We start from the raw sequence: 18,860 nt of genomic DNA, 5'->3' as shown, positions 1-18,860 counted from the left end.
GGTCGCGGGCGCGCTCGGCTACGCGCTTGAGACTCGCAACAAGCCGCAGGCCGGGCAAGAGTTGCTCAGCACCCAGAACCGCCCTTCACCTGAAGGCCTTGCAGCCTTGCCAAAGGATTACACCGGTCTGCTGCGTCAAGCGCCGCCGCTCGGACCGCCGCTGCCCGGCGATCTCGGCAAGCCGATCCTCAACGCAGGCGCCGCGCCGAATACCATGGCCACGACGACTGATCCGGAGACGCAGCGCATGGGCCAGGAAATCGAGGCGGCGCGGGTCAGCCGCCTCTTCGCCCAGACTGTTCAGCAACCGCAGAACGCCGGCCAAGTCATCCCAAATAGGTCGGCCACGACTGCGACAGCCCCGGCCACGACACCACCCGTCGATGCGGGATCAGCCCAGAACATGCAGGAACGCAAGACGGCCTTTCTCAACGCTTCGACGGACAAGCGTACGGTGAGCCCCGACCGGCTCGAGGCCAAAGTCTCTCCCTATGTTGTGCAGGCGGGCACCGTGATCCCGGCGGCGCTCATCACGGGCATCAGGTCCGATCTGCCCGGCCAGATCACCGCTCAAGTCACCGAGGCGGTGTATGATAGTCCGTCCGGCAAATATCTTCTGATCCCCCAAGGCGCAAAACTGATCGGTCAGTACGACAGCTCCGTTGCGTTCGGCCAGAGCCGAATCCTCCTGGTCTGGACGCGCATCATCATGCCGGACGGCAATTCGATCGTGCTGGAGCGCCAGCCCGGTGCCGACACCGGCGGTTATGCCGGGCTCGAGGACGAGGTCGACAACCACTGGGGCATGCTGTTCAAGGCCGCCGTCCTCTCGACCATGCTCAGCGTCGGAGCCGAGGCGGGCACCAGCCAGAACGAGAACAACCTCGTACAAGCGATCCGCAGCGGTGCCTCCAACAGCATCAGCCAGACCGGGCAGCAGATCGTGCAGCGCCAGCTCAACATCCAGCCGACGCTGACGATCCGGCCAGGTTTCCCGGTCCGGGTCATCGTTGCTCGCGACCTGGTGCTGGCTCCCTACGGACAAAAAGGTGCGCGATGACGAAGCTTAAGCTTGGACCACTCGAAGACAACAAACCAGTCAAGCTCACCGTCGAGCTGCCGGCGACGGTCTTCAGGGATCTCAAAAGCTACGCGGAGATTCTGACGCGTAGCGGAAGGGCGACCACGCCGATCGAGCCCGCCAAACTGATCGCGCCGATGATAGAGCGATTCATGGCAACCGACCGCGCCTTTGCGAAGGCTCGACGAAATGCTGCTCAATCCGTACCTGGCGCAGCCGAGAAGTCCGGATAACGCTCGCGAAGCAGGTCGATCCGCGCGTTGCTTGACGTAACGCCACCAGTCAAAACGTTCTCTGCGATCGAACCGATGACCGACGTCGCAAGAATGTTGATGACAAGGTCGTTGTCCTTGAGCGGCACTGTTGCCAGCGGAATGTACGGACCCTGCAGCACACCGGTCTTCGCCGTCCAATCAAGAACATCGTATTGCCGTGTATCAGTCCCGACGTTTTGTATTGGAGTCTTCCAGGTCTTGATAAATGGAAAGCGTTCATCGCCGTCTGCTATTCCGTGACATCCGTTGCAACCACCGCCTTGGGGCGCGGCTTGTTCAAAGATCACCTTGCCTCGGGCGGCCAGCGTTGCGTCAATCGTCCAGGGCCATTTGGGTGCCCCAATCGATTTCACCAAATCTTCCAGCTTGCTCAAGTCATCGAAGTTCGCGGAATTCTTGCTCAGGAAGTTGATGATCGGGCCTAGACGTTTATCTGCCGCTGGATCCGGCTTATCCGTCGGCGCGGCTGCACCAGTTGCTGGAGAATGCCGCTCCGCAGTTGCTGCTGGCCGATGCGGCCGGAGGCGCCGCGCTCGGCGCTGAGGCGCTGGCCGATCTGACGGTGGTTGATCTCGCGGCCGGGACGCCGGAATGGGCAAATCTACCGGTGTCGGATCCGGACCCGTGCGCGCTCGGGCTGACCTCGCGCCATCTGGCCCTATGTGATCTACACCTCGGGGTCGTCAGGCATGCCTAAGGGCGTGGAAATGCCCCACAGCTCGCTTATGAATTTGATCTGCTCCTCGCCGGAGTGTGGCGCGCCAAAACGACGTACACTTCAGTTCACGACTTTGAATTTCGACGTCTCGTTCCAGGAATTGTTCAGTTGCTGGAGGGACGGCGGGCTACTCATGCTAGTGCGGGAAGAGATCCGTGCCGATTTCTCCGAGTTGTTGGACTAGCGGGTCTTTGCCGACGAAACCACCTTGCCGACGCTCGCTCCGGGCTCCGGATCGACGAAGACAGCCTACTTATGGGCCTATGCCCGGGATGACCGAACGTTTGGCCGCAGCGGACCACCGATGGTGGCTTATCGCTTCGAAGACAGCCGCGCCGGTGAATGCGCGGTCCGACACCTCAATGGTTGTCGCGGCATCCTGCAGGTGGATGGCTATGCCGCCTATAACAAGCTGGCGCGATCCGATCGCGGCAATGATGGCATCACATTGGCTGGCTGCTGGTCACACTGCAGACGCAAATTCTACGAGCTGCATGTTGCGGGGAGCTCGGAAGTGGCAACGGCGACGGTCGAGCGGATGGCGAAGCTCTGGCAGGTTGAGAAAACCGTGCGCGGTCAAAGCCCCGACGCTCGCGTTGCCGCGCGCCAGCAAGCCTCCGCGGCGATCGTCGCAGATCTCTTCGATCTCTGGCAGCAGACCTTGCGGCGGATCTCCGGCAAATCAAAATTGGCCGAGGCGATCCGCTATGCCGTCTCGCGCCGTGCCATCTTCGAACGCTTCCTGACTGATGGTCGCATCGAGCTCGACTCCAACATCGTCGAACGCGCCATCCGGCCACAAACAATCACGAGAAAGAATAGCCTCTTCGCTGGCAGCGACGGCGGCGGACGAACCTGGGCAACCATCGCAACGCTGCTGCAGACGGCGAAAATGAACAACGTCGATCCGTTCGCCTGGTTCGCCCTAACACTTCAGCGTATCGCCAACGGCTGGCCGAGCAGCGAAATCGACGCGCTTATGCCATGGAACCACGCCGCCTGACCGCCTCAGCTTGCCGCTTACACCCGGATGCGGCGCCCGCTACCAAGATCGATTTCGATGATGCCCTGGTTCTTCCGTCGACGCACCGCCGTCGCCGTCAATAGCGCCTCGGCCACCTCCTGCGGCGGCACAGACGGCCCAATCTCGACCGACACGAACGGCGCTATACTCGCTTCACCGTGCTTGCAAAGCTCTTTGCGCCACCTGAACAGCTGGCTCACATGAAGGCCGGCCATACGAGCCACCTCGGAAACATTGGTTCCGGGCTCGAGCGATGCTGCAACAAGTCGTTCCTTCTCATCCTGCGACGACCGGCGCCGCCGCTCGACCGATGTGATCACCTCCGCTCTCGAAATCATAATAGCGCTTCTCCTAGGATTACCCCTAGGACCTGCAGCGATCGCGTTCGTCAAACAAGGCGGCCCTCAATGGAGGGATACTTTTGAATTCGCGTCGAATAACGAGCGCGCGTACGAAATCGGCGTATTCCCTCGGCGTGGTATTCGTGGACGAGAAAACGACCTTGGAACTAATCGCGCAATACTACGTAACGGTAAGGCAGGAATTGGTTGACGGGGTGTGGGTGGCGAGCGCGGTCGCCGACATGAATTGGGGCTGGGGGCCGTTCAGAAAAGGCAGATGCCGAACAAATATGGCATTTCAAATTATGCGCGAGCGCGCAAGTTGTTCGACGACCCAAGAAGGAACGACTAGCTCCGCCACATTTGAGCGGCTGGCAGCCAAGTCGCACCGGACAGATGCTACTCATCGCGACCGGCATTGTGACATGTGAGCGTATCAATATTCAGACATTCAAGCATATTCTTTGAGTTTGCGAGCATCGTTGCCATAGATGCTCTCGAGGGTCAAATCGACGTCCATGTGGCGGCCTGGTCTTGCAGTGTTGGCGCGAACCTGCGGCTTGCTCCGCAACTCTCAGGCAAGCGGACGTCTCATCCTTGTGAAGTTGAAGCGAGATTCATCGGTTCGTCATTGCTTCGACTAGGGCATCGATCTGTTCCTTGGTGGTGCCTGGCGTGACAACTAGATGGCTTACGTCCTGCGTCACGATTTGCCATTTGGTCCTGAGGGACTCTTTGACAGGTGGAAGAACAACGGTGAGCGCGCTGGGATTGCGCCAAGCCTTCACATCGCGGGCCTTCAACTCATCGACGGTGTAAGCCGCCAACCCCTCACATTGCTCAAACATGCGCTTGATGCCCTCCTTACCCAAACTTCGGATCGCATACCAAAGCAGGATCGGTGTGTAGGCACTGCGCGATCCGCTCAAAGTGGTATCAAAACTCCCGTTGCAGTTGGCCGTTCGTAATACCCGCTGGACGTGCTGCTTACGCGCTAGGACGACCCCGCAAGGGATGGGCGCGCCAAAAAATTTATGACCACTGAGCATTATCGAGTCAGCCCCGTCGAGGAAATCGAAGGGCGTCCTCGGACTTTGAAACGGCGCATATGGCCCGCACAGCGCCGCGTCGGAATGAATGTAAACCTCTTCAACTCCGACGTTATGTAAAGCGCGGCGAATCTTTTTGATGTCGTCCTTGCCTTCCTTCATGGTGGTCCCAATGTTTGCCACCACAATCGCGGGGCGATCTCGGGAGCGAATCGCCCGTTGTGCCAGATCTTCATAGGCTATTTCTCCACTAGGCGTCGCCTGCACCAGAACGTGTTCAAGACGGAGAAGCCGGACTGCTTTGCTCACACTGTAGTGAGTGTCTCGCGAGAAGTAGGCTACAGCATTCGGATACAACTCGCGGCCCAGATACAATCCGTAAGTATTTCCTTCAGTCCCCCCGTTTGTAATATAACCCCAAATTTGGGAGGGGGATGCTCGGAATACTCCGGCAAAGAACTCGATGACCTCGCATTCCAAAAGACGAGAACTGACCCGATAGGTTTCCGGACCAAAAGGATCGCCGAAATTGTTGCCTGAAAATCTCATGAAACGCCATAACGACTCGTAGCTGAATCCTTTGGCGAACGGATAGCCAAGGAAGGATTCGTTTGCCGCCTTCATAGCGTCAAATAGATCATCAAGGCGTCTTTGATGCTGGTGATCAAGCATCAGGAGCCCCTGAGAACATTCAAGTGATCGGTTTCCGGCGCCTTGGCTGGCGCAACATGGGAAAGAACGGTGGGGAACTGCCAACCTGGACCTCCGCTAAGACCTCCCAACCTAGGCGCTGATACAGTCGCCTCGCGTGCGGGCTGGTCGCCTCTAAGTACACCAGTCTCTGCGCGTTGTCCGAGATTGCGGTTGCGTGCCGAAGAAGATGTTCTCCTAGCCCTAATCGCTGATGCATGGGATCGATAGCTACCATGGTGAGATACCAATGCGGCTGATGTGGGTGGTACTTGCCGAATGATTCGAAAACTCGTTCAGTTTCCGAGCGCCTTTGCGTTGGGACGCTTCTGAGAAGAAACGTCATCATGCTGGCGGTGTCGCGCTTTTCTCCTTCTGTCTGCCACAAGATAGCGCCTCTGTCCCCGTTGTTAAGGTACGCGCCGCTCCTGCTCGAGTATGGATTGCCGCAGTAGTGTTCAAGGAAGCACGGAAAATGTTGCAGATACTCCCGCGGTTCAGGATATAGCCACCTCAACAAAGGGCACGTCGCAAATGCGGTTGTCAGGATTGCATCGACTCTAGCGCGATCTTCAAGATCAACCGATTTTATCGATATAGCGTCCGCTTTATCCGCTTGCATATTGCCTCCTTGCTGGCAGTGACGATTGTGGCGTTCGGAGATCTAGCGCTCGAATACACCCACTGCGTCTACCATAAGCAGACGTAGCAAAAGGTGGGCCAAAGAACTCCCGTGAATCGCCGCAAATTTTGGGGCGGAATGTCTTGTTCGCGACAGGATCAACTTGTCGCACCGCGAGTGCGGTGTTTGTTTTGCAACACCGATTGGTCGCGCACTGAAAGAAGCTTGATCAGTTTATGTCGAGCATTTTCTAACAGCGAGCTAGCGGTTGCGGAAAAGGAAAGCGTGCCCGCTTCGCTAAAGCCATAGTAACCTTGCTGCAAGTTACTCTTTGCACAAGCTTGCGTGATCTGTTGCGCTCCTCAGATCGCTCATGGTCCTTTGGTCGACGGGCGAACCGCTAGCCCAGGTTGGACAACCGATGCTGGAGATAAGATAAATCATGCGGGGAGCGCGCCAATAGCCTGCATCCTCTCCGGCCTCGACCAGCAGTTTAGTTGTAGGCCAGTGTTGCAAGTGGAGTAAAACGTTCGCGCATTGTCATCTAGAAGACGCGCGCGATAGTGTCGGATCGACGGATCCTCTCATTAAGTCTTCGACCGCAACGTTGGTACAAAATTTGCTGCTCTGCTCGAGCCACCGTATGCGATTGCGGCCACTGATGTCGATGCAGCACTTGCGATCGCCAAGTGCCCCGCATCAATTGCGCGAGAGGAGTGTAAGATGAAGGCCCTCGTTAAGGCCAAATCTGAGCCTGGACTATGGTTGCGCGACGAACCTCTGCCCACGATCGGATCTAATGACGTCTTGGTCAAAGTCAACAAGACCGGGATCTGCGGTACCGATATTCATATTTACGAGTGGGATGAATGGGCCCAAAATACAGTGCGCGTGCCGATGGTAGTGGGTCACGAGTTCGCGGGCGAAATAGTTGATGTCGGCTCATGCGTCCAAGGCATTGCATGTGGCCAGCGGGTCTCCGGAGAAAGCCATGTAATTGCGATGCGCGGTCGCGCCGCCCGCAGCGGACGCTTCCATCATGTCTCGGAAACACAGGGGCTCGGTGTCAATATACAGGGGGCATTTGCAGAATATCTGAGAATTCCCGCGTTTAACGTCGTGCCGCTGCCCGATGATATCGACGACGAATTGGGTGCAGTTCTCGATCCGCTCGGCAATGCGGTCCATGCAGCGCTTTCTTTCGATCTTGTGGGCGAGAATGTTCTGATCACCGGAGCAGGACCGATTGGCATTATGAGCGCTGCTGTGGCGAGACATGTCGGTGCCCGTCACATCGTCATCACGGATGTCAATCCGGTCCGTTTAGAACTAGCGGCGAAAGCAACAGACGTCGTCCCAGTTGATGTCTCGAAAGAAGATCTGGGCTCTGTTAAGGCTGAGTTGGGTATCGAGGAAGGGTTTGACGTTGGCCTGGAAATGAGCGGTTCGTCCGCTGCTTTCAACGGCATGATTGAGCATCTCGTAGTAGGCGGGAAGATTGCAATGCTTGGCATCCCCTCTGCTCCCGTTGTAGCCGATTTGGCCATGATCGTCTTTAAAATGCTAACCGTGAAGGGCATCTATGGCCGAGAGATGTTTGAAACTTGGCATAAGATGCTTGGCATGATGCAGACGGGTCTCGATGTGCGAACAGTTATTACGCACCGCTTGCCGGCCCGCGAGTTCCAGCTCGGCTTCGAGACAATGCAGAGCGGACGCTCGGGTAAAGTTGTCCTCGATTGGACATCGGCGGCTTGGCCACCCGGGCATGAGGCGTTTCAACGAGCCTTCTGAATTTGTGGGACAAGCAAGGAGTTGCTTGCAGAGGTGTAGATCGCGAGGTGGGTGTCGCCTCGCGCCTAAGCAGATTCGGGCCGGATCTTGCTCCCTCTACAGCGCCGAAAGAAAGCCGAGAATGTTGAAGGCTACCGTTCAAACTGCTGCATCCGTTCTTCGACATGTCGAGTCGGTCTTTCCATGTTGAGTATCAACAATGACAATAAGCCGTCTACCTACGCCTGCTGGATGCGACGCTGACGACTGCGGGCGCTGTCGTCGATTCTTCGAGGTGGTCCGGGACAAGTGAGGGAAATGTCCGTGAACAAAATTGATCTCTCGGGAAAGCACGCGGTCGTGACGGGCGGTAGTTCTGGAATTGGTGCCGCAGTGGTACGTGCACTCGCGAGCGCGGGAGCTTCGGTCACTGTGATGGCCCGCAAGCGCTATCACTCGGCAGGAGATTCTGAATTGTACGATGACCCGAAGGTCGAGTTCATCGAGCTGGACGTTTCCGATGGTAAGACGGTGACGCGTGTGTTTGCCGATGTCGCGGCACGGAAAGGAATCGATATCTCCGTTCTGGCCGCAGGTCTCTTGTTGTCCGGTAAGGTGCTCGACACGGACGATGAGACTTGGCGTCGTACGATGGCGGTCAACCTGGATGGCGTTTTCTACGCGACCCGAGAGTCTATTAGACACATGATGGCGCAAGGGCGTGGTGGTAAATTAGTATCTATCGGTTCTATTTTTGGCTACCGCGGTTGTCAGGGATTCGCTGCTTACTGTACGTCGAAGGGGGGCGCCCTCAATTTCACGCGTCAAGTCGCCATGGATTACGCAGCACACGGGATCAACGTGAATGCGGTGGCTCCCGGCTTCGTTCACACCGCGATGACCGATATCTACGACAAAGAGATGAAAGAGACGCTTGCGGCGCAGACACCTAACGGAAAGTGGGGTACCTCCCAGCAAATTGCAGATGCTGTGATGTTTCTCAGTTCGAGCCTGGCTGATCACATCCACGGCCAAAGCATTTTAGTCGATGGCGGATGGACGCTTGGAGTCTTTGCTCAACGGTAGCTGCAGACACAAAACTTCGGATGCATCGGCGCGTCGATTCGCCGAGACTGCGGTGATGGCGACGGCCGGTGCAGAGCGAGGCGGAATCTCAGCCGCTTGCCAACCAAACGAGCTTAACGATGAGTAAGCGAGAGTCTCTCTCGTATTGGCACGCAATGTGCTTGCCGGACTCCTCGTGTTGGCCGAGCAGGACACACAAGCAAATGCAGCCCAAATCGCATCGGTGCTGCAGTCCTATTGTCTGACGCAGCCGCGGGCGACGGGTGGTTAGGGAAGTCTCAGGCATTAAATGGGGTTCTTACGCGGTGAAGCAACGGGAGCTGTCGAGCTGAGATTTCGACTGCCGAAAATACATGAGGTGGAATTTGTCAGGGCGAGTAAGCCGTTAAACGACCCGCGCTGCAATGACCGGCTGCGTCGAATCCAAGGGGCGTGCCGCAAGGTCATTCCTGCTATGCCCGACCGAAACATATCCGTTAGATATTACTGCATTGAGGATCGTCCAAGCGTCCATCAACTAGTTCTTACTCAAGCAAGGAGCGGCTTCTATGAAGCACAGAAGCTTTCTGAAAATCATCGGACAGAGTAAAAGTGAGCTCGAAGGTTTGATCGAATTAGCTTTGGACCTTAAAAAAGCGAAGACAAGGCACAATTCGTTTCGAGGTAAGGAGCTCGGATTACTATTTAGTTCACCATCAACGAGAACGCGCGTTTCCTTCCAAGTCGCCGCTAAACAGTTGGGCATGCATGCCGAATATTTGGGTATGGACGTACTGCAGATGCGAAACGGAGAGTCGATCAAGGACACCGCAAGTGTTCTCGGGGAATACCTTCATGGTCTCATCGTGCGCAACTATGACATGACAAATTTCGTTCAAGGCCAGTTTGACCTGGAGGAGCTGGCAATCTACGCCAATGTACCTGTAATCAATGCATGTGACGATACCGAGCATCCGTGTCAGATCATGTCGGATATGCTTACTTTAAGAGAGCTGTATGGGGAAGATTATCGCAAGAAGCGTGTTGTATTTACATGGGGCTACACATCCAGACAAAAGACGCCAGCAGTGACGCAGTCGATGATCGCCGCGGCATCGATCCTCGGCTTGAACGTGGTCTTAACGTATCCGCCCGGGTTTGAGTTGTCGGACGATTACCAACTTCTCACCAACAGAAAAGACGGCCCCGGGCGCATTCAGGTTTCTCATGACTTGATGGAGTCTTGCGAGAAGGCAGATGTCATTTACGTCAGGGGCTGGAAAAGCCCTAAAATGTCGCATGACGAAGATCGAAAGCGAAGAGATGAGATCCGAGGCGACTGGTGTATATCCAAAAGGCACTTTGAGTGCGCCAATCCTGACGCTGTATTCATGGACTGCATGCCTTTGATAAGAGAAGAATCGGCATCTGCAGAAGTTGTGGATGGCCCCAGTTCTATAATCTATCAGCAGGCTGCCAACAGATTGCATATGCAAAAAGCTATTCTGTCCCGTATTTTCCAAGCGCCGTTGTGAGCTTTAGAGGAATCCTGAGATTAGTGGCGAGCGCCGTACTCGCTTCAGCTAGGCCGCCGTTCATGGAAGAAGTTGCACTATGGCGAGTTTGCTGATTTTTGATTTGGATGAGACCATGGCGCGGGGTGGAGCGGGCGTTGGCTTCATCAAGTATGCTTACGAATCGAGCTATTTGTCGGCGCAGATATATCGAGACTATATGAATTCCTATGATATTTCTTTAAAGGGAAGTGATTATTATACAATGGAAGATGACATCCAGATAAAAGGCGCGATCTTCAAGGCATTGGAGGGATCACCTCTTGGAGCAAGAGGTGTTGCGAACGAGTTTGTAGCGCTTCACGGCGAGAAGTTCATCAATCCAATCATCAAAGAGCTTGCTCTTCGAGAACTGAAGCAAACAGCAGGTCACTTGGCTATTGCATCTGGATCGCCAGATTATTTGTTGGAGGCTTTCGGGCGCGTTTTTCCAAAGGGTACGAAAATGATTGGGGCGCCTTGGCATAGCCCGGGGCTTGACGTGGGCAAGTTGGCAAATCTTGAGAGGGCCGGAATTGAGTTACGCGAAGTCGCTCTAACTGCCTCAGATTCGATTAATGACCTTCCGCTCATGAAGCTCGGCGCGACGAACGGTAGGGCATGGATTGTAACTCGCGACCAATCTGATGAGGCGTTGATTAGGTGGGGCATTAAACAAAACGCTGAAACAAAAAACGTGTATCTTGTAGATCACAATAGCGGGCGAGTGTCGGCAATCTAAAAGCAAATGTGGCCGTGCCTCTCGCGCCGGCCAGGGGAGTTGGACGGTGAGCACCGCTTCGCTCGCGAGCGAGGCGCGAAAGGTCGCCAGTTTCCTTGCAGTCCAGAACGAGATCGCGCACCGCACGGAAGCTGCGTCGCCTCGGGCGGCAGCAGAAGAGCCGCGCCAGGTTGGTTGGGGGCCCCGCCCGCGGTCGGCTCGATATCCTGCACGAAGCTGTGGTTCTTTCCGCAGCCCACGGTTCCTGCGGCGCATCGAACACTGCGCGGACGAAATTGGGGCGGCTTGTCGATCGCAGCCAATGATGAATGAAACGACGAAAAAGCGAGCGGCACCATGCTTGACCCGACAGCCGCTGCGCTGGGGCTTGCCGGCACGATGGATCTCCTAAGTTGAAACGGATCTCTTAAGTTAACGGATCTCTTAAGTTGAAGTCATCGACCATCAAGGCTCCGACAGGTCTCCGACTTGGCTAAATTCTGGAGGTGCGGATAGCAAGCGAGGCCGAGAGACACATCGATATGCTGTTGGACCTCGCGCGCACGCAGCACACCGGAACAGCGGCTTGCGGTAAGTCGTGATAAGTCGAGGCCATGCGGCCGACCTGGAACCCGGATGCGCATCAGAGAGGTTGATGGTGATCAGACGAGATGATTCGCCGGCTCCGCCCGGACAATGTTGGATGAAGCAACTATGAGGTTGCAAGTTAATCATTTTCTTTCTAGACAATGTGGCTTGGGCTTGTCCTTGTCATACCCGACTTCCATGCAAAAGAAAGCAGCCAGACAGAACAAAATTCGTGCGGCGTTAGACGCTGACCCTGCGCTGCGTGTGAACGAACTCGCCAACCTTTTGGAGGTTTCAACCGAAACAATCCGTCGCGATTTGTTCGAGCTAGAGCAAGCGGGAGCGCTCAAACGTACTTACGGCGGAGCCGTGCGCAATCCAGTAGCCGAGCCGGCCTTGGTCGAACGCCTCAAAGTTATGATTCATGAACGCCGAGCAATTGCTCAGCTGGCACTGACCATGATCGGGGATTCCGAAAGCCTCTTGATCGGCGGTGGAGCGACGTGTCTGCACTTTGCGACGGCGCTACGGGCAATTTCGCGAAACCTAGTGGTCGTCACGCCTTGCTATGGCATTGCAGCAGAATTGTCGGTTAATCCTCTAATTCAGGTGATTGTGCTCCCCGGCTATTTTGATGGCCGCGAAGGGCTTGTTCACGGCCCAGATACGCTTGAAGCAATACAACGCTACCGGGTGCCCACTGCGATTATAGGAGCATCCGGCGTTGACCATACTGGCTTGAGCGACGCCATGCCAGCAGCTGCCCAAGTATTTGCAGCCATGATTCAGCACGCTTCACGTTCTCTAATTCTTGCCGATCGAACTAAATTCAACAAGCGAGCTCTTTCGCTGGTTAGCACCTGGCGAAGGGGGCTACATCTAGTGACCGATACCAAACCAGATCCACGACTATCAGCGACCATCCTGGCAGCCAACGCAGAGATCTCCGTAGTGAATGCACCAGCCTTGTTGGTCCATTCCACCTAGCATTCCACACTCGTTCTCAGTAAGCGTCGAGCTGAAGTCGTTTGGGGATAGCGATCTTTTGGAGTGGATATCGATGCCCCGGAGATTGACGCCGATATGGCCGAATGGTGGGTTTTTTAGACTCAACCGCGAGCCCTGCCGATGTCTGTCGAGTCCCAGTTGCGCGAGAAGTTGCGGAAGATCGAGGCGCTCTTCGCGGGGGCCGGAACGGCCGGCGAGCGGTTCGCGGCGGAAGCGGCGCTAGAGCGTGTGCGGGAGCGTTTGACGGAACTTGGTCGGCAAGATCCGTCAATTGAGATGCAGTTCTCGATGCCGGATCAATGGTCGCGCCATCTGTTTCTCGCCTTGTGCCGGCGCTACGGCATGAAGCCGTATCGCTATTATCGGCAGCGGCGCAACACGGTCATGTTTCGCGTACCCAAACGGTTCCTCGATCAGGTTCTGTGGCCGGAGTTCTCCGAGCTTGACCAGGCCCTGCAAGCCTATCTTCATCAAGTGACATTGCGCGTGATCCGCGATGAGGTCTTTGCCGACGCGAGCGAGGCGCAGGAGATTCCGGAGGCGCTGCCACCGAACTGATAGATGCGGTCAGCGCCAGGAGCATGATATGATCTTCGTCGCCGGCGATCGATGGGGCAGGCCAGCTGAGGCCGTTCAGGATTTGAAGCTCCACGGCATGAGCTGGTCGATGTTCGAGATCGGCCAGCCTTGAGCGATGCGCTCAAGAGTCTGCCTGAGCCAGGCGTGTGGATCGACCTCGTTCATTTTTGCGGTCTGCAAAAGTGCGGCGACGGTCGCCCTGGTCCGACCACCGCCAGCGGATCCTGCGAACAATGCATTCTTCCGAGTAATTGTTTGCGGTCGGATGGCGCCTTCGACGATGTTGGAATCGATTTCGACACGCCCATCGCTCAGGAAGCGCTCGAGCGCAGCCCGCCTGGAGATAGCGTAACGGATTGCCTCGGCGAGTTTTGATTTCACCGACAGGCGCAGCAGTTCCGCTTCCCACAGCTCGAACAGCCTCGCGACAATGGCGGCGGACTTTTCCTGGCGGGCCTTCACCCGTGTTGCAGGATCTGCCGCGGATGTCCTCTTCGACCTTCCAGAGCGCCGCCACAGTCGTGATCGTCTGCGTCGCCAGGTGCGAGCTTTCGTTCACATGCAGTTCGTAGAACCGCCTCCTGACATGGGCAAAACAGGCGGCCAGGGTCACGCCATCATTGGCTTGTCCCGCGCATAGATGTCCTCCTGCCGATAGAGCGGCAGACCATCGGCATATGTGGCGACGGCGATCTGGGCCAGCAGCGCCTCGGTGGGGATGACGCTCTCGATGATATGGGGTGGCGCCGGCGCCTGGATCACGCCGTCGCGATTCCCTTAGGCGTATTTCGGGCGGCGCGTGACGATCAGGCGGAACTTCGCCGGCATCACGTCCAGACGCTCCGACACCTCCTCGCCGATCAGAACCTTCTCCAGCCCTTCGCAGCCTGCGGGACCTCAGGTTCGATGACAATTTCAACTCGCTCCAGATGAGCCGCGAAGCCCTTCCGCGGACGCGGCGCACGTTTCGGCTTGTTCTGAACGGCGCTTTCGAGCTCGGCTTCGATCGCTCCCATCCCGGTTTTTTATTTCGTCGAACACGAAGGCGTGCTGCGCCTCGCTCAATGTCGCGCCGCCGTCGCCGACGCTGCTGCGGCCACTCGGCGAGTACGAAGCCATTGTGTGAGGGGGCTTCTGATGCGAGCCATTGTCCCCGACCGCCTTAGCGATATGCTGACGCGCCTGAAGCTGACGGCTGTCCGCGACCAGCTGGATGGGCTGTTGGATGAGGCCGGCCGGCAAGAGCTGAGCCTACGCGAGACCCTGGTGCTGCTGTGCGAGTGCGAGATCGCCCTCAAGGATCAGCGGCGCGTCGAGATGACGCTCAAACTTGCTCGCTTCCCGTTCGTTCGCGATCTGTCGGGCTGTCGACTTCTCGGCCCAGCCCTCGCTGGATCCCAAGCAGATACGCGAGCTTGCGAGCGCCCGCTGGATTGTCAATGGCGAGAACGTGCTGCTGCTTGGGCCACCCGAGTCAGATTCATACTGCCCATCTCGCTACACCCTTAGAGTTGAAGTTCTTTTTGACCCGGATCGCCAGACGATGGCCGCCGAAACCGCCGCGCATGCGCGGCGCGCTTGACATCAGGATGTTCCAGATCAACCGCTTTGATCATCCACGGTGCGCCTTTGCACAGCTGCTGCGCAGGCAAGCTCCGTTCTTCGATCAGACGGCGAACCGTCGAAGGACTGACCTTCAACGCAGTTGCAGCTTCGTCCAAAGTGACTTCTCCACGCTCTGCGCGCTCGCCCTCTCGGTAGGCCGCGATGGCGTGTTGGTTGCGCAGGCTGCGAACGCGGACACGGGTCCAACTGTTGCCGCGCCCCGTCGACTTACTGGCGCGGTTGAGAACCGCGGCGATGGTGCTGTCGGGCATTTGACGCGCGAGGACACGAACGAGATCGACCACATCTGCCGCGGTGCTCCAGCGGTGCTCGCCGGTGCGGTTCTTCCTCGCCTGCAATGCCGTGTGATCGCCGCCATGCCAGTGGACAATCAAGTCAAGCACCTCGTCGCGGACGCGCACAACGATCTCATGGATCAAGCTTCGGATGATCCCCTTGCGCGTCGCAGCTGTTGCACCCGGACTTTCCCAAGCTCTCTCGAGATCGGCACCAAGCGCAAGTAACCGATCGCGATCGATGTCGCTCAACGTCATCTCTGGCGTAGCCAACAACGTTTCGCGCTCGCCCTCAAGCTCGCGGACACTGACCAGGCGCTCGTTCCAGCGCCGCTCCAGCTCGCCGGCAACAAGGCGATTGTCCGGATCGACAGCCTCGTATCGCCGACGAGCGCGAGTTGGCTCTTAGCGTGCCTGCTCCAGGGTCAACTCGAGCTGACGCAGCTTGTCGGCGTGTTCACGCCCGCGCGCTTCTATGGCCGCCAGCGCCGCCTGTACACCCAGCGGCTGCAGCCGCGCGACGACCTCCGCGCTGATCGCGCGGTCCGCGCGCAGACCACCGATGAGATGCACGGAACTCCACCATGGTTGGTCTGCCTACCGCGGCAATGATAGCGCCCGACAGTACTGTGCGTGCCGCTGTAGGCAACGTGAAGTTTGCGGCCGCAGTGGCCGCAACGAAGAAGCCCCGCGAGAAGGCCTTCGCCGCGGCGGACCGAGCCACGACTCATGAAGCTTTTTCCGTTGGCGTTGTCGGTGATCAGGCGCTGATTCCTCTCGAACTGTGCCCACGTAATGTAGCCATCATGGTGGTCCTTGATCAAAACCTCCCAGTCGTTGCGCTCGCGCCGGAAGCCGCGCACGATCCTCTTGCGGCCGGCCTCGATCGTCACCCGACTGCCCGAGCGCCCGAAGACATAGGCGCCAGCATAGGCGGGATTGGTCAGGATGTGGTAGATCGTATTGTACACTGGTAACTTCCATTCGACGTGGCGGCCCTCGGGGCCATGGCCGACCGCGGGCAAAGTGATTCGCTCCTGCCGTAACCAGAGGTGGACCTGGCGCAGTGTCTGCATCTCGGCAAACTTGGTGAACACGAGCGCGAGCGCCTCCTGAATGCGCCGATCAGGGTCTTCAAGCGAGCGTTGCCGAAAGATAGACAGCTCCATCTCGCTCATCGTGCCTTCATGCCAAGCAGAAGGCGATCGTTGGGCTGGCGCGGATCGTAGACGCCATCCTCGTCGACGATCAGTGTTCCAACGAGCCCGCAGAACTCCAGTAGCGTATGCCAATCCCTGCCGTTGCGGGCCAGCCGAGAGGCCTCAATCGAGACCACAGCGCCAACTCGCCCTTCCCAAATGGCGGCGAGCAGCTTCTCGAACCCGGGACGCGCGGTGCCGCCACCAGAGCGACCGAGATCGTCGTCGATTACGACCACCTCGCTCTAGCCCAGCTGCCGCGCACGATCGGCCAAGCCGTACTGGCGGCGCTGGCTCTCGCGGTTGTTGATAACCTGGTCGGCCGTCGACTGGCGAATGTAGACGACGGCCTGGCGAGCAAGGTGCTCAGGCGTGATCTTGCTCACCGCTGTCCTCCCGGTTCCCGTCGTGTGCCTCGACTGCGCTGTCGGTGAGCGCTTCGGTCAGAAGCTCCTTTAAGAGCTCCAGCATTTGCTGATGGGCTTCGATTGGAATGCTGCTGTATGTCGGAGGGCTCTCGAACAGATCCCCCTGACGACGTGATGCGTCCGCCATGACCGCCTCCTCGTGAATGGGACGATTCCCTGGAAGAGGAGGCTAAGAGCGCGTCGACAAGAAGACGCGCCTCCAGTAGACGATCCACCGGAAGCCGCGGATCAGCTTTGATATGGAAGGAAGCGGCGGCGGGAGCCGCCATCCATGCCGGCAGCAGCGTTAACGTGGCGTCAGGTTGTCTGATAACAAAATGCGTCTCACCCCAAAGCCGCTTGCAGGCGACAACGACGACTGACGCTCCGCATCGCGGATGGAACGAGTAAAGGATCTCCAGCTCAGATCCCAGACACCCGGCATTATGACGCTGGTCCGCCTGGCGTTGGCAAGACGCATCTTGCGGTCGCTCTTGGTCGCGAAGCGATCCTGGCTGGGCATTCCGTTCAGTTCGTCGCAGCCACGACTGTCGTTGCGCAGCTTGCTAAAGGTTACGGCGAAGGGCGGCTCGAGGAGCGACTCGCGCAATTTGCCAAGCCAAAGCTCTTGATCATCGACGAGCTCGGGTATCTGCCCTTTGAACCCAATGCCGCGCATCTGTTCTTCCAGCTCGTTAGCCGTCGCTATGAGAGAGGCGCGATCCTGCTGACCAGCAACCGCAGTGTCGGCGAGTTCAGCGACCCCGTGGTTGCCACCGCGATCCTTGATCGTCTGCTGCACCACAGTCACGTCAACACGATCCGCGGCGACAGCTATCGTTTGAAGGAGAAGCGCCGCAGCGGACTGCTGCAGAAGCCCGCTGCATCAGAAGCCAAATCGGAGAAGAAGTCGTGAAGCAAGCCGCTCGCTCGCTACAGCGCTATGACGGGCGCGCTTCGCGAGCGGCTTGCTACAGTCCTGCAAACAACAAGGGGGTCACTTCCTCATGTCGCTGCGGGGTCAAATCCGGACGTCGCTTGACAGCGCTTCCTCAAGCGTTTTGGCGAACAGACATACCCCCGTGCCATCAAACCAAACCGCCTTGATCCGGTCCGCTCTTTTCGAACGGAATACGTAGAGCGCCCCACTGAACGGATCTGCACCACCGTCCCGCACCAGAGCCATGAAGCCGGTCGCCCCCTTGCGGAAGTCAACCGGTGTGCTCGCGACATAGACCTGCACGCCGGCCGGGATCATGCCTTGCGAACCGCCCGCATCACATCGACAATCCGGTCAGCGCCGACGTCAGGGCCCGCGTGCACCACCACATTGCCGATAACAATTTCTACCATGTCGCTCCGCATCACTTCAAAGCGCGCAAATTTGACCGGCTTGCTCGAAGCTGCGGCCAATGGCACGACAACCCCGGAAGCCTTCGCCTTGCGACGCCACGCGAAAAGTTGCGACGGATCGAGCCCATTTGACCGCGCAATCGCCGATACATTCGCTCCGCCAACCAGCGTCTCTCCCACGATCCTCGCCTTCTCCTCATCCGACCATGACCGGTAACTGCGCGCCGGACTGCTCGACAGCCGCACAGGGCTCGCCGTGAGAACTTCGAAGCTTCTAGTATCAAACATACGTTCGCTCACAGGATTCTCCTTGCACAACACCAGGAGATTCTCTGCTATTCGAACACGCAGCGCTATGTGGGGTCTCCGACGCGCTTACTGTTCTCAGCCTGCCGCATCACTTCAGATCTTTGACTGATTGCGTATGGGTTCGCGTGCCAGGCGCGTGAGTCCAAATCGGGGACGTCTATCGCGTAAGCGTTATTCCGAACACACGTGTCAGACGACAACCTGGCGCGAGCGTTTCCTCGACAGTCCGGGCCTTGTCGTCCTGGGAGAACCAACGGCGTCGTCCCGTCTCCGTGATTACTTCGAGCCGGCTCGCCGACGTCGACTTAAACGTATGGTCAAGCATAAACACGAGCCGATCGCTTCAAAGAGATCGTGAACCTCGCCTATCCCTCACTCCACGAGAAGGTGAGGATCAAAACGATTATCTCGCGCCAGTTGACGAATGACGCAAGTCGGTCAATAAAGTGTGCAAAATACCTCAAGGTATGCGAGCGCATCTAACGTCGGCTTTCCGGGGTTCTTGGTACGCCTCCGACGGGGGCCGTCTTGCGTGAGGGGTGGTAATTCGCGAAGCGTGTGACCTTAAGTCTAGCTTTAAGGTCATCAGGCGATGCGGGTCGAG

Annotated in this window: 21 protein-coding genes and 5 pseudogenes; 13 read left to right on the top strand and 13 right to left on the bottom strand. The window is 57.6% G+C overall.

The features are described 5' to 3' along the window. Together IVA98_RS17515 and IVA98_RS17510 are read left to right on the top strand one after the other, a co-directional pair. Positions 1 to 1,060 (top strand): TraB/TrbI/VirB10 family type IV secretion system protein (locus tag IVA98_RS17515; protein WP_247355258.1); only part of this gene is annotated, 1,060 nt, incomplete at its 5' end. Next, positions 1,057 to 1,314 carry a DUF2274 domain-containing protein gene (locus tag IVA98_RS17510; RefSeq protein ID WP_247355257.1) on the top strand — a complete coding sequence of 86 codons (258 nt, stop codon included), beginning with the start codon at positions 1,057 to 1,059 and terminating at the stop codon, positions 1,312 to 1,314. The genes IVA98_RS17515 and IVA98_RS17510, both read left to right, overlap by 4 nt. Here the strand turns inward: IVA98_RS17510 and IVA98_RS17505 are convergent. Next, positions 1,278 to 1,730: a hypothetical protein gene (locus IVA98_RS17505; RefSeq protein WP_247355256.1), complete on the bottom strand. Its 453-nt coding sequence runs from the start codon at positions 1,728 to 1,730 to the stop codon at positions 1,278 to 1,280. The genes IVA98_RS17510 and IVA98_RS17505 overlap by 37 nt on opposite strands. Positions 1,731 to 1,831: 101 nt before the next feature. Here IVA98_RS17505 and IVA98_RS17500 point away from each other — a divergent pair, with 101 nt between their 5' ends. The 3 genes and pseudogenes from IVA98_RS17500 to tnpC all read left to right on the top strand — a co-directional run. After that, complete coding sequence (locus IVA98_RS17500; RefSeq protein WP_247355255.1) at positions 1,832 to 2,053, top strand: hypothetical protein; 222 nt, start codon at positions 1,832 to 1,834, stop codon at positions 2,051 to 2,053. After that, positions 2,046 to 2,258, top strand: coding sequence for a hypothetical protein (locus IVA98_RS17495; protein ID WP_346657727.1), 213 nt, complete (start codon positions 2,046 to 2,048; stop codon positions 2,256 to 2,258). The genes IVA98_RS17500 and IVA98_RS17495 overlap by 8 nt, the downstream gene beginning before the upstream one ends. Next, a pseudogene (gene tnpC, locus IVA98_RS17490) lies at positions 2,259 to 3,077 on the top strand (IS66 family transposase); the annotation flags it as partial. A gap of 17 nt (positions 3,078 to 3,094) precedes the next feature. On the opposite strand, the gene tnpA reads toward tnpC, so the two are convergent. The 3 genes from tnpA to IVA98_RS37680 form a co-directional block, all read right to left on the bottom strand. Continuing rightward, positions 3,095 to 3,418 (bottom strand): IS66-like element accessory protein TnpA, encoded by a 324-nt coding sequence (tnpA, locus tag IVA98_RS17485; RefSeq protein ID WP_247355254.1) that lies wholly within the window; start codon positions 3,416 to 3,418, stop codon positions 3,095 to 3,097. Positions 3,419 to 4,056: 638 nt separating this feature from the next. After that, positions 4,057 to 5,160 carry a histidine decarboxylase gene (locus tag IVA98_RS17480; RefSeq protein WP_247355253.1) on the bottom strand — a complete coding sequence of 368 codons (1,104 nt, stop codon included), beginning with the start codon at positions 5,158 to 5,160 and terminating at the stop codon, positions 4,057 to 4,059. 19 nt (positions 5,161 to 5,179) lie between these two features. After that, complete coding sequence (locus IVA98_RS37680; RefSeq protein ID WP_524536387.1) at positions 5,180 to 5,524, bottom strand: GNAT family N-acetyltransferase; 345 nt, start codon at positions 5,522 to 5,524, stop codon at positions 5,180 to 5,182. 999 nt (positions 5,525 to 6,523) lie between these two features. Between IVA98_RS37680 and tdh the strand changes: the two genes are divergently transcribed. From tdh to IVA98_RS17450, 6 genes are all read left to right on the top strand, one after another. Then, the gene (tdh, locus tag IVA98_RS17475) at positions 6,524 to 7,594 is read left to right on the top strand and encodes an L-threonine 3-dehydrogenase, zinc-binding type (RefSeq protein ID WP_247355252.1); all 1,071 of its coding nucleotides are present in this window, start codon (positions 6,524 to 6,526) and stop codon (positions 7,592 to 7,594) included. Between the two features lie 303 nt (positions 7,595 to 7,897). Then, positions 7,898 to 8,659, top strand: a complete 762-nt coding sequence (locus IVA98_RS17470) for an SDR family NAD(P)-dependent oxidoreductase (RefSeq protein WP_247355251.1) — start codon at positions 7,898 to 7,900, stop codon at positions 8,657 to 8,659. Between the two features lie 548 nt (positions 8,660 to 9,207). Continuing rightward, positions 9,208 to 10,173, top strand: a complete 966-nt coding sequence (locus tag IVA98_RS17465) for an ornithine carbamoyltransferase (RefSeq protein WP_247355250.1) — start codon at positions 9,208 to 9,210, stop codon at positions 10,171 to 10,173. Between the two features lie 79 nt (positions 10,174 to 10,252). Continuing rightward, positions 10,253 to 10,933: a haloacid dehalogenase-like hydrolase gene (locus tag IVA98_RS17460; RefSeq protein WP_247355249.1), complete on the top strand. Its 681-nt coding sequence runs from the start codon at positions 10,253 to 10,255 to the stop codon at positions 10,931 to 10,933. A 765-nt stretch (positions 10,934 to 11,698) separates the two neighbouring features. Continuing rightward, a complete protein-coding gene (locus IVA98_RS17455) occupies positions 11,699 to 12,487 on the top strand; it encodes a DeoR/GlpR family DNA-binding transcription regulator (protein ID WP_247355248.1) in 789 nt (262 codons plus the stop codon). Between the two features lie 159 nt (positions 12,488 to 12,646). Next, positions 12,647 to 13,066: a hypothetical protein gene (locus IVA98_RS17450; protein WP_247355247.1), complete on the top strand. Its 420-nt coding sequence runs from the start codon at positions 12,647 to 12,649 to the stop codon at positions 13,064 to 13,066. 75 nt (positions 13,067 to 13,141) lie between these two features. Here IVA98_RS17450 and IVA98_RS17445 read toward each other — a convergent pair. Then, positions 13,142 to 14,158, bottom strand: a pseudogene (locus IVA98_RS17445) (IS66 family transposase); the annotation flags it as partial. A 66-nt stretch (positions 14,159 to 14,224) separates the two neighbouring features. Between IVA98_RS17445 and IVA98_RS37675 the strand changes: the two are divergent. After that, positions 14,225 to 14,558 (top strand): annotated as a pseudogene (locus IVA98_RS37675) (ATP-binding protein); the annotation flags it as partial. A 34-nt stretch (positions 14,559 to 14,592) separates the two neighbouring features. Here the strand turns inward: IVA98_RS37675 and IVA98_RS17435 are convergent. The 6 genes and pseudogenes from IVA98_RS17435 to IVA98_RS37670 all read right to left on the bottom strand — a co-directional run. Beyond that, positions 14,593 to 15,240 (bottom strand): helix-turn-helix domain-containing protein, encoded by a 648-nt coding sequence (locus tag IVA98_RS17435; protein ID WP_247355246.1) that lies wholly within the window; start codon positions 15,238 to 15,240, stop codon positions 14,593 to 14,595. Positions 15,241 to 15,461: 221 nt separating this feature from the next. After that, positions 15,462 to 16,166 carry a recombinase family protein gene (locus IVA98_RS17430; protein WP_247355245.1) on the bottom strand — a complete coding sequence of 235 codons (705 nt, stop codon included), beginning with the start codon at positions 16,164 to 16,166 and terminating at the stop codon, positions 15,462 to 15,464. Next, positions 16,163 to 16,426 (bottom strand): recombinase family protein, encoded by a 264-nt coding sequence (locus IVA98_RS17425; protein ID WP_247355244.1) that lies wholly within the window; start codon positions 16,424 to 16,426, stop codon positions 16,163 to 16,165. Before IVA98_RS17425 ends, IVA98_RS17430 begins: the two co-directional genes overlap by 4 nt. 6 nt (positions 16,427 to 16,432) lie before the next feature. Further along, positions 16,433 to 16,573, bottom strand: coding sequence for a hypothetical protein (locus IVA98_RS17420; protein WP_247355243.1), 141 nt, complete (start codon positions 16,571 to 16,573; stop codon positions 16,433 to 16,435). Next, positions 16,554 to 16,742: a hypothetical protein gene (locus tag IVA98_RS17415; RefSeq protein WP_247355242.1), complete on the bottom strand. Its 189-nt coding sequence runs from the start codon at positions 16,740 to 16,742 to the stop codon at positions 16,554 to 16,556. Before IVA98_RS17415 ends, IVA98_RS17420 begins: the two co-directional genes overlap by 20 nt. 106 nt (positions 16,743 to 16,848) lie before the next feature. After that, positions 16,849 to 17,010, bottom strand: a pseudogene (locus IVA98_RS37670) (DUF5372 family protein); the annotation flags it as partial. A 38-nt stretch (positions 17,011 to 17,048) separates the two neighbouring features. Between IVA98_RS37670 and IVA98_RS17410 the strand changes: the two are divergent. Then, positions 17,049 to 17,510: pseudogene (locus IVA98_RS17410) on the top strand (ATP-binding protein); the annotation flags it as partial. Positions 17,511 to 17,615: 105 nt separating this feature from the next. Here IVA98_RS17410 and tnpB read toward each other — a convergent pair. Beyond that, positions 17,616 to 17,852, bottom strand: coding sequence for an IS66 family insertion sequence element accessory protein TnpB (tnpB, locus tag IVA98_RS17405; RefSeq protein WP_247355241.1), 237 nt, complete (start codon positions 17,850 to 17,852; stop codon positions 17,616 to 17,618). Continuing rightward, the gene (locus IVA98_RS17400; RefSeq protein ID WP_247355240.1) at positions 17,849 to 18,247 is read right to left on the bottom strand and encodes a transposase; all 399 of its coding nucleotides are present in this window, start codon (positions 18,245 to 18,247) and stop codon (positions 17,849 to 17,851) included. Before IVA98_RS17400 ends, tnpB begins: the two co-directional genes overlap by 4 nt. Between the last annotated feature and the right edge of the window lie 613 nt (positions 18,248 to 18,860).

It is taken from the genome of Bradyrhizobium sp. 160 (genome assembly GCF_023073735.1).
Taxonomy (GTDB): Bacteria; Pseudomonadota; Alphaproteobacteria; order Rhizobiales; family Xanthobacteraceae; genus Bradyrhizobium.
The sequence above is the reverse complement of the archived record's forward strand: the minus strand, read 5'-3'. Positions and strand labels throughout refer to the sequence as shown.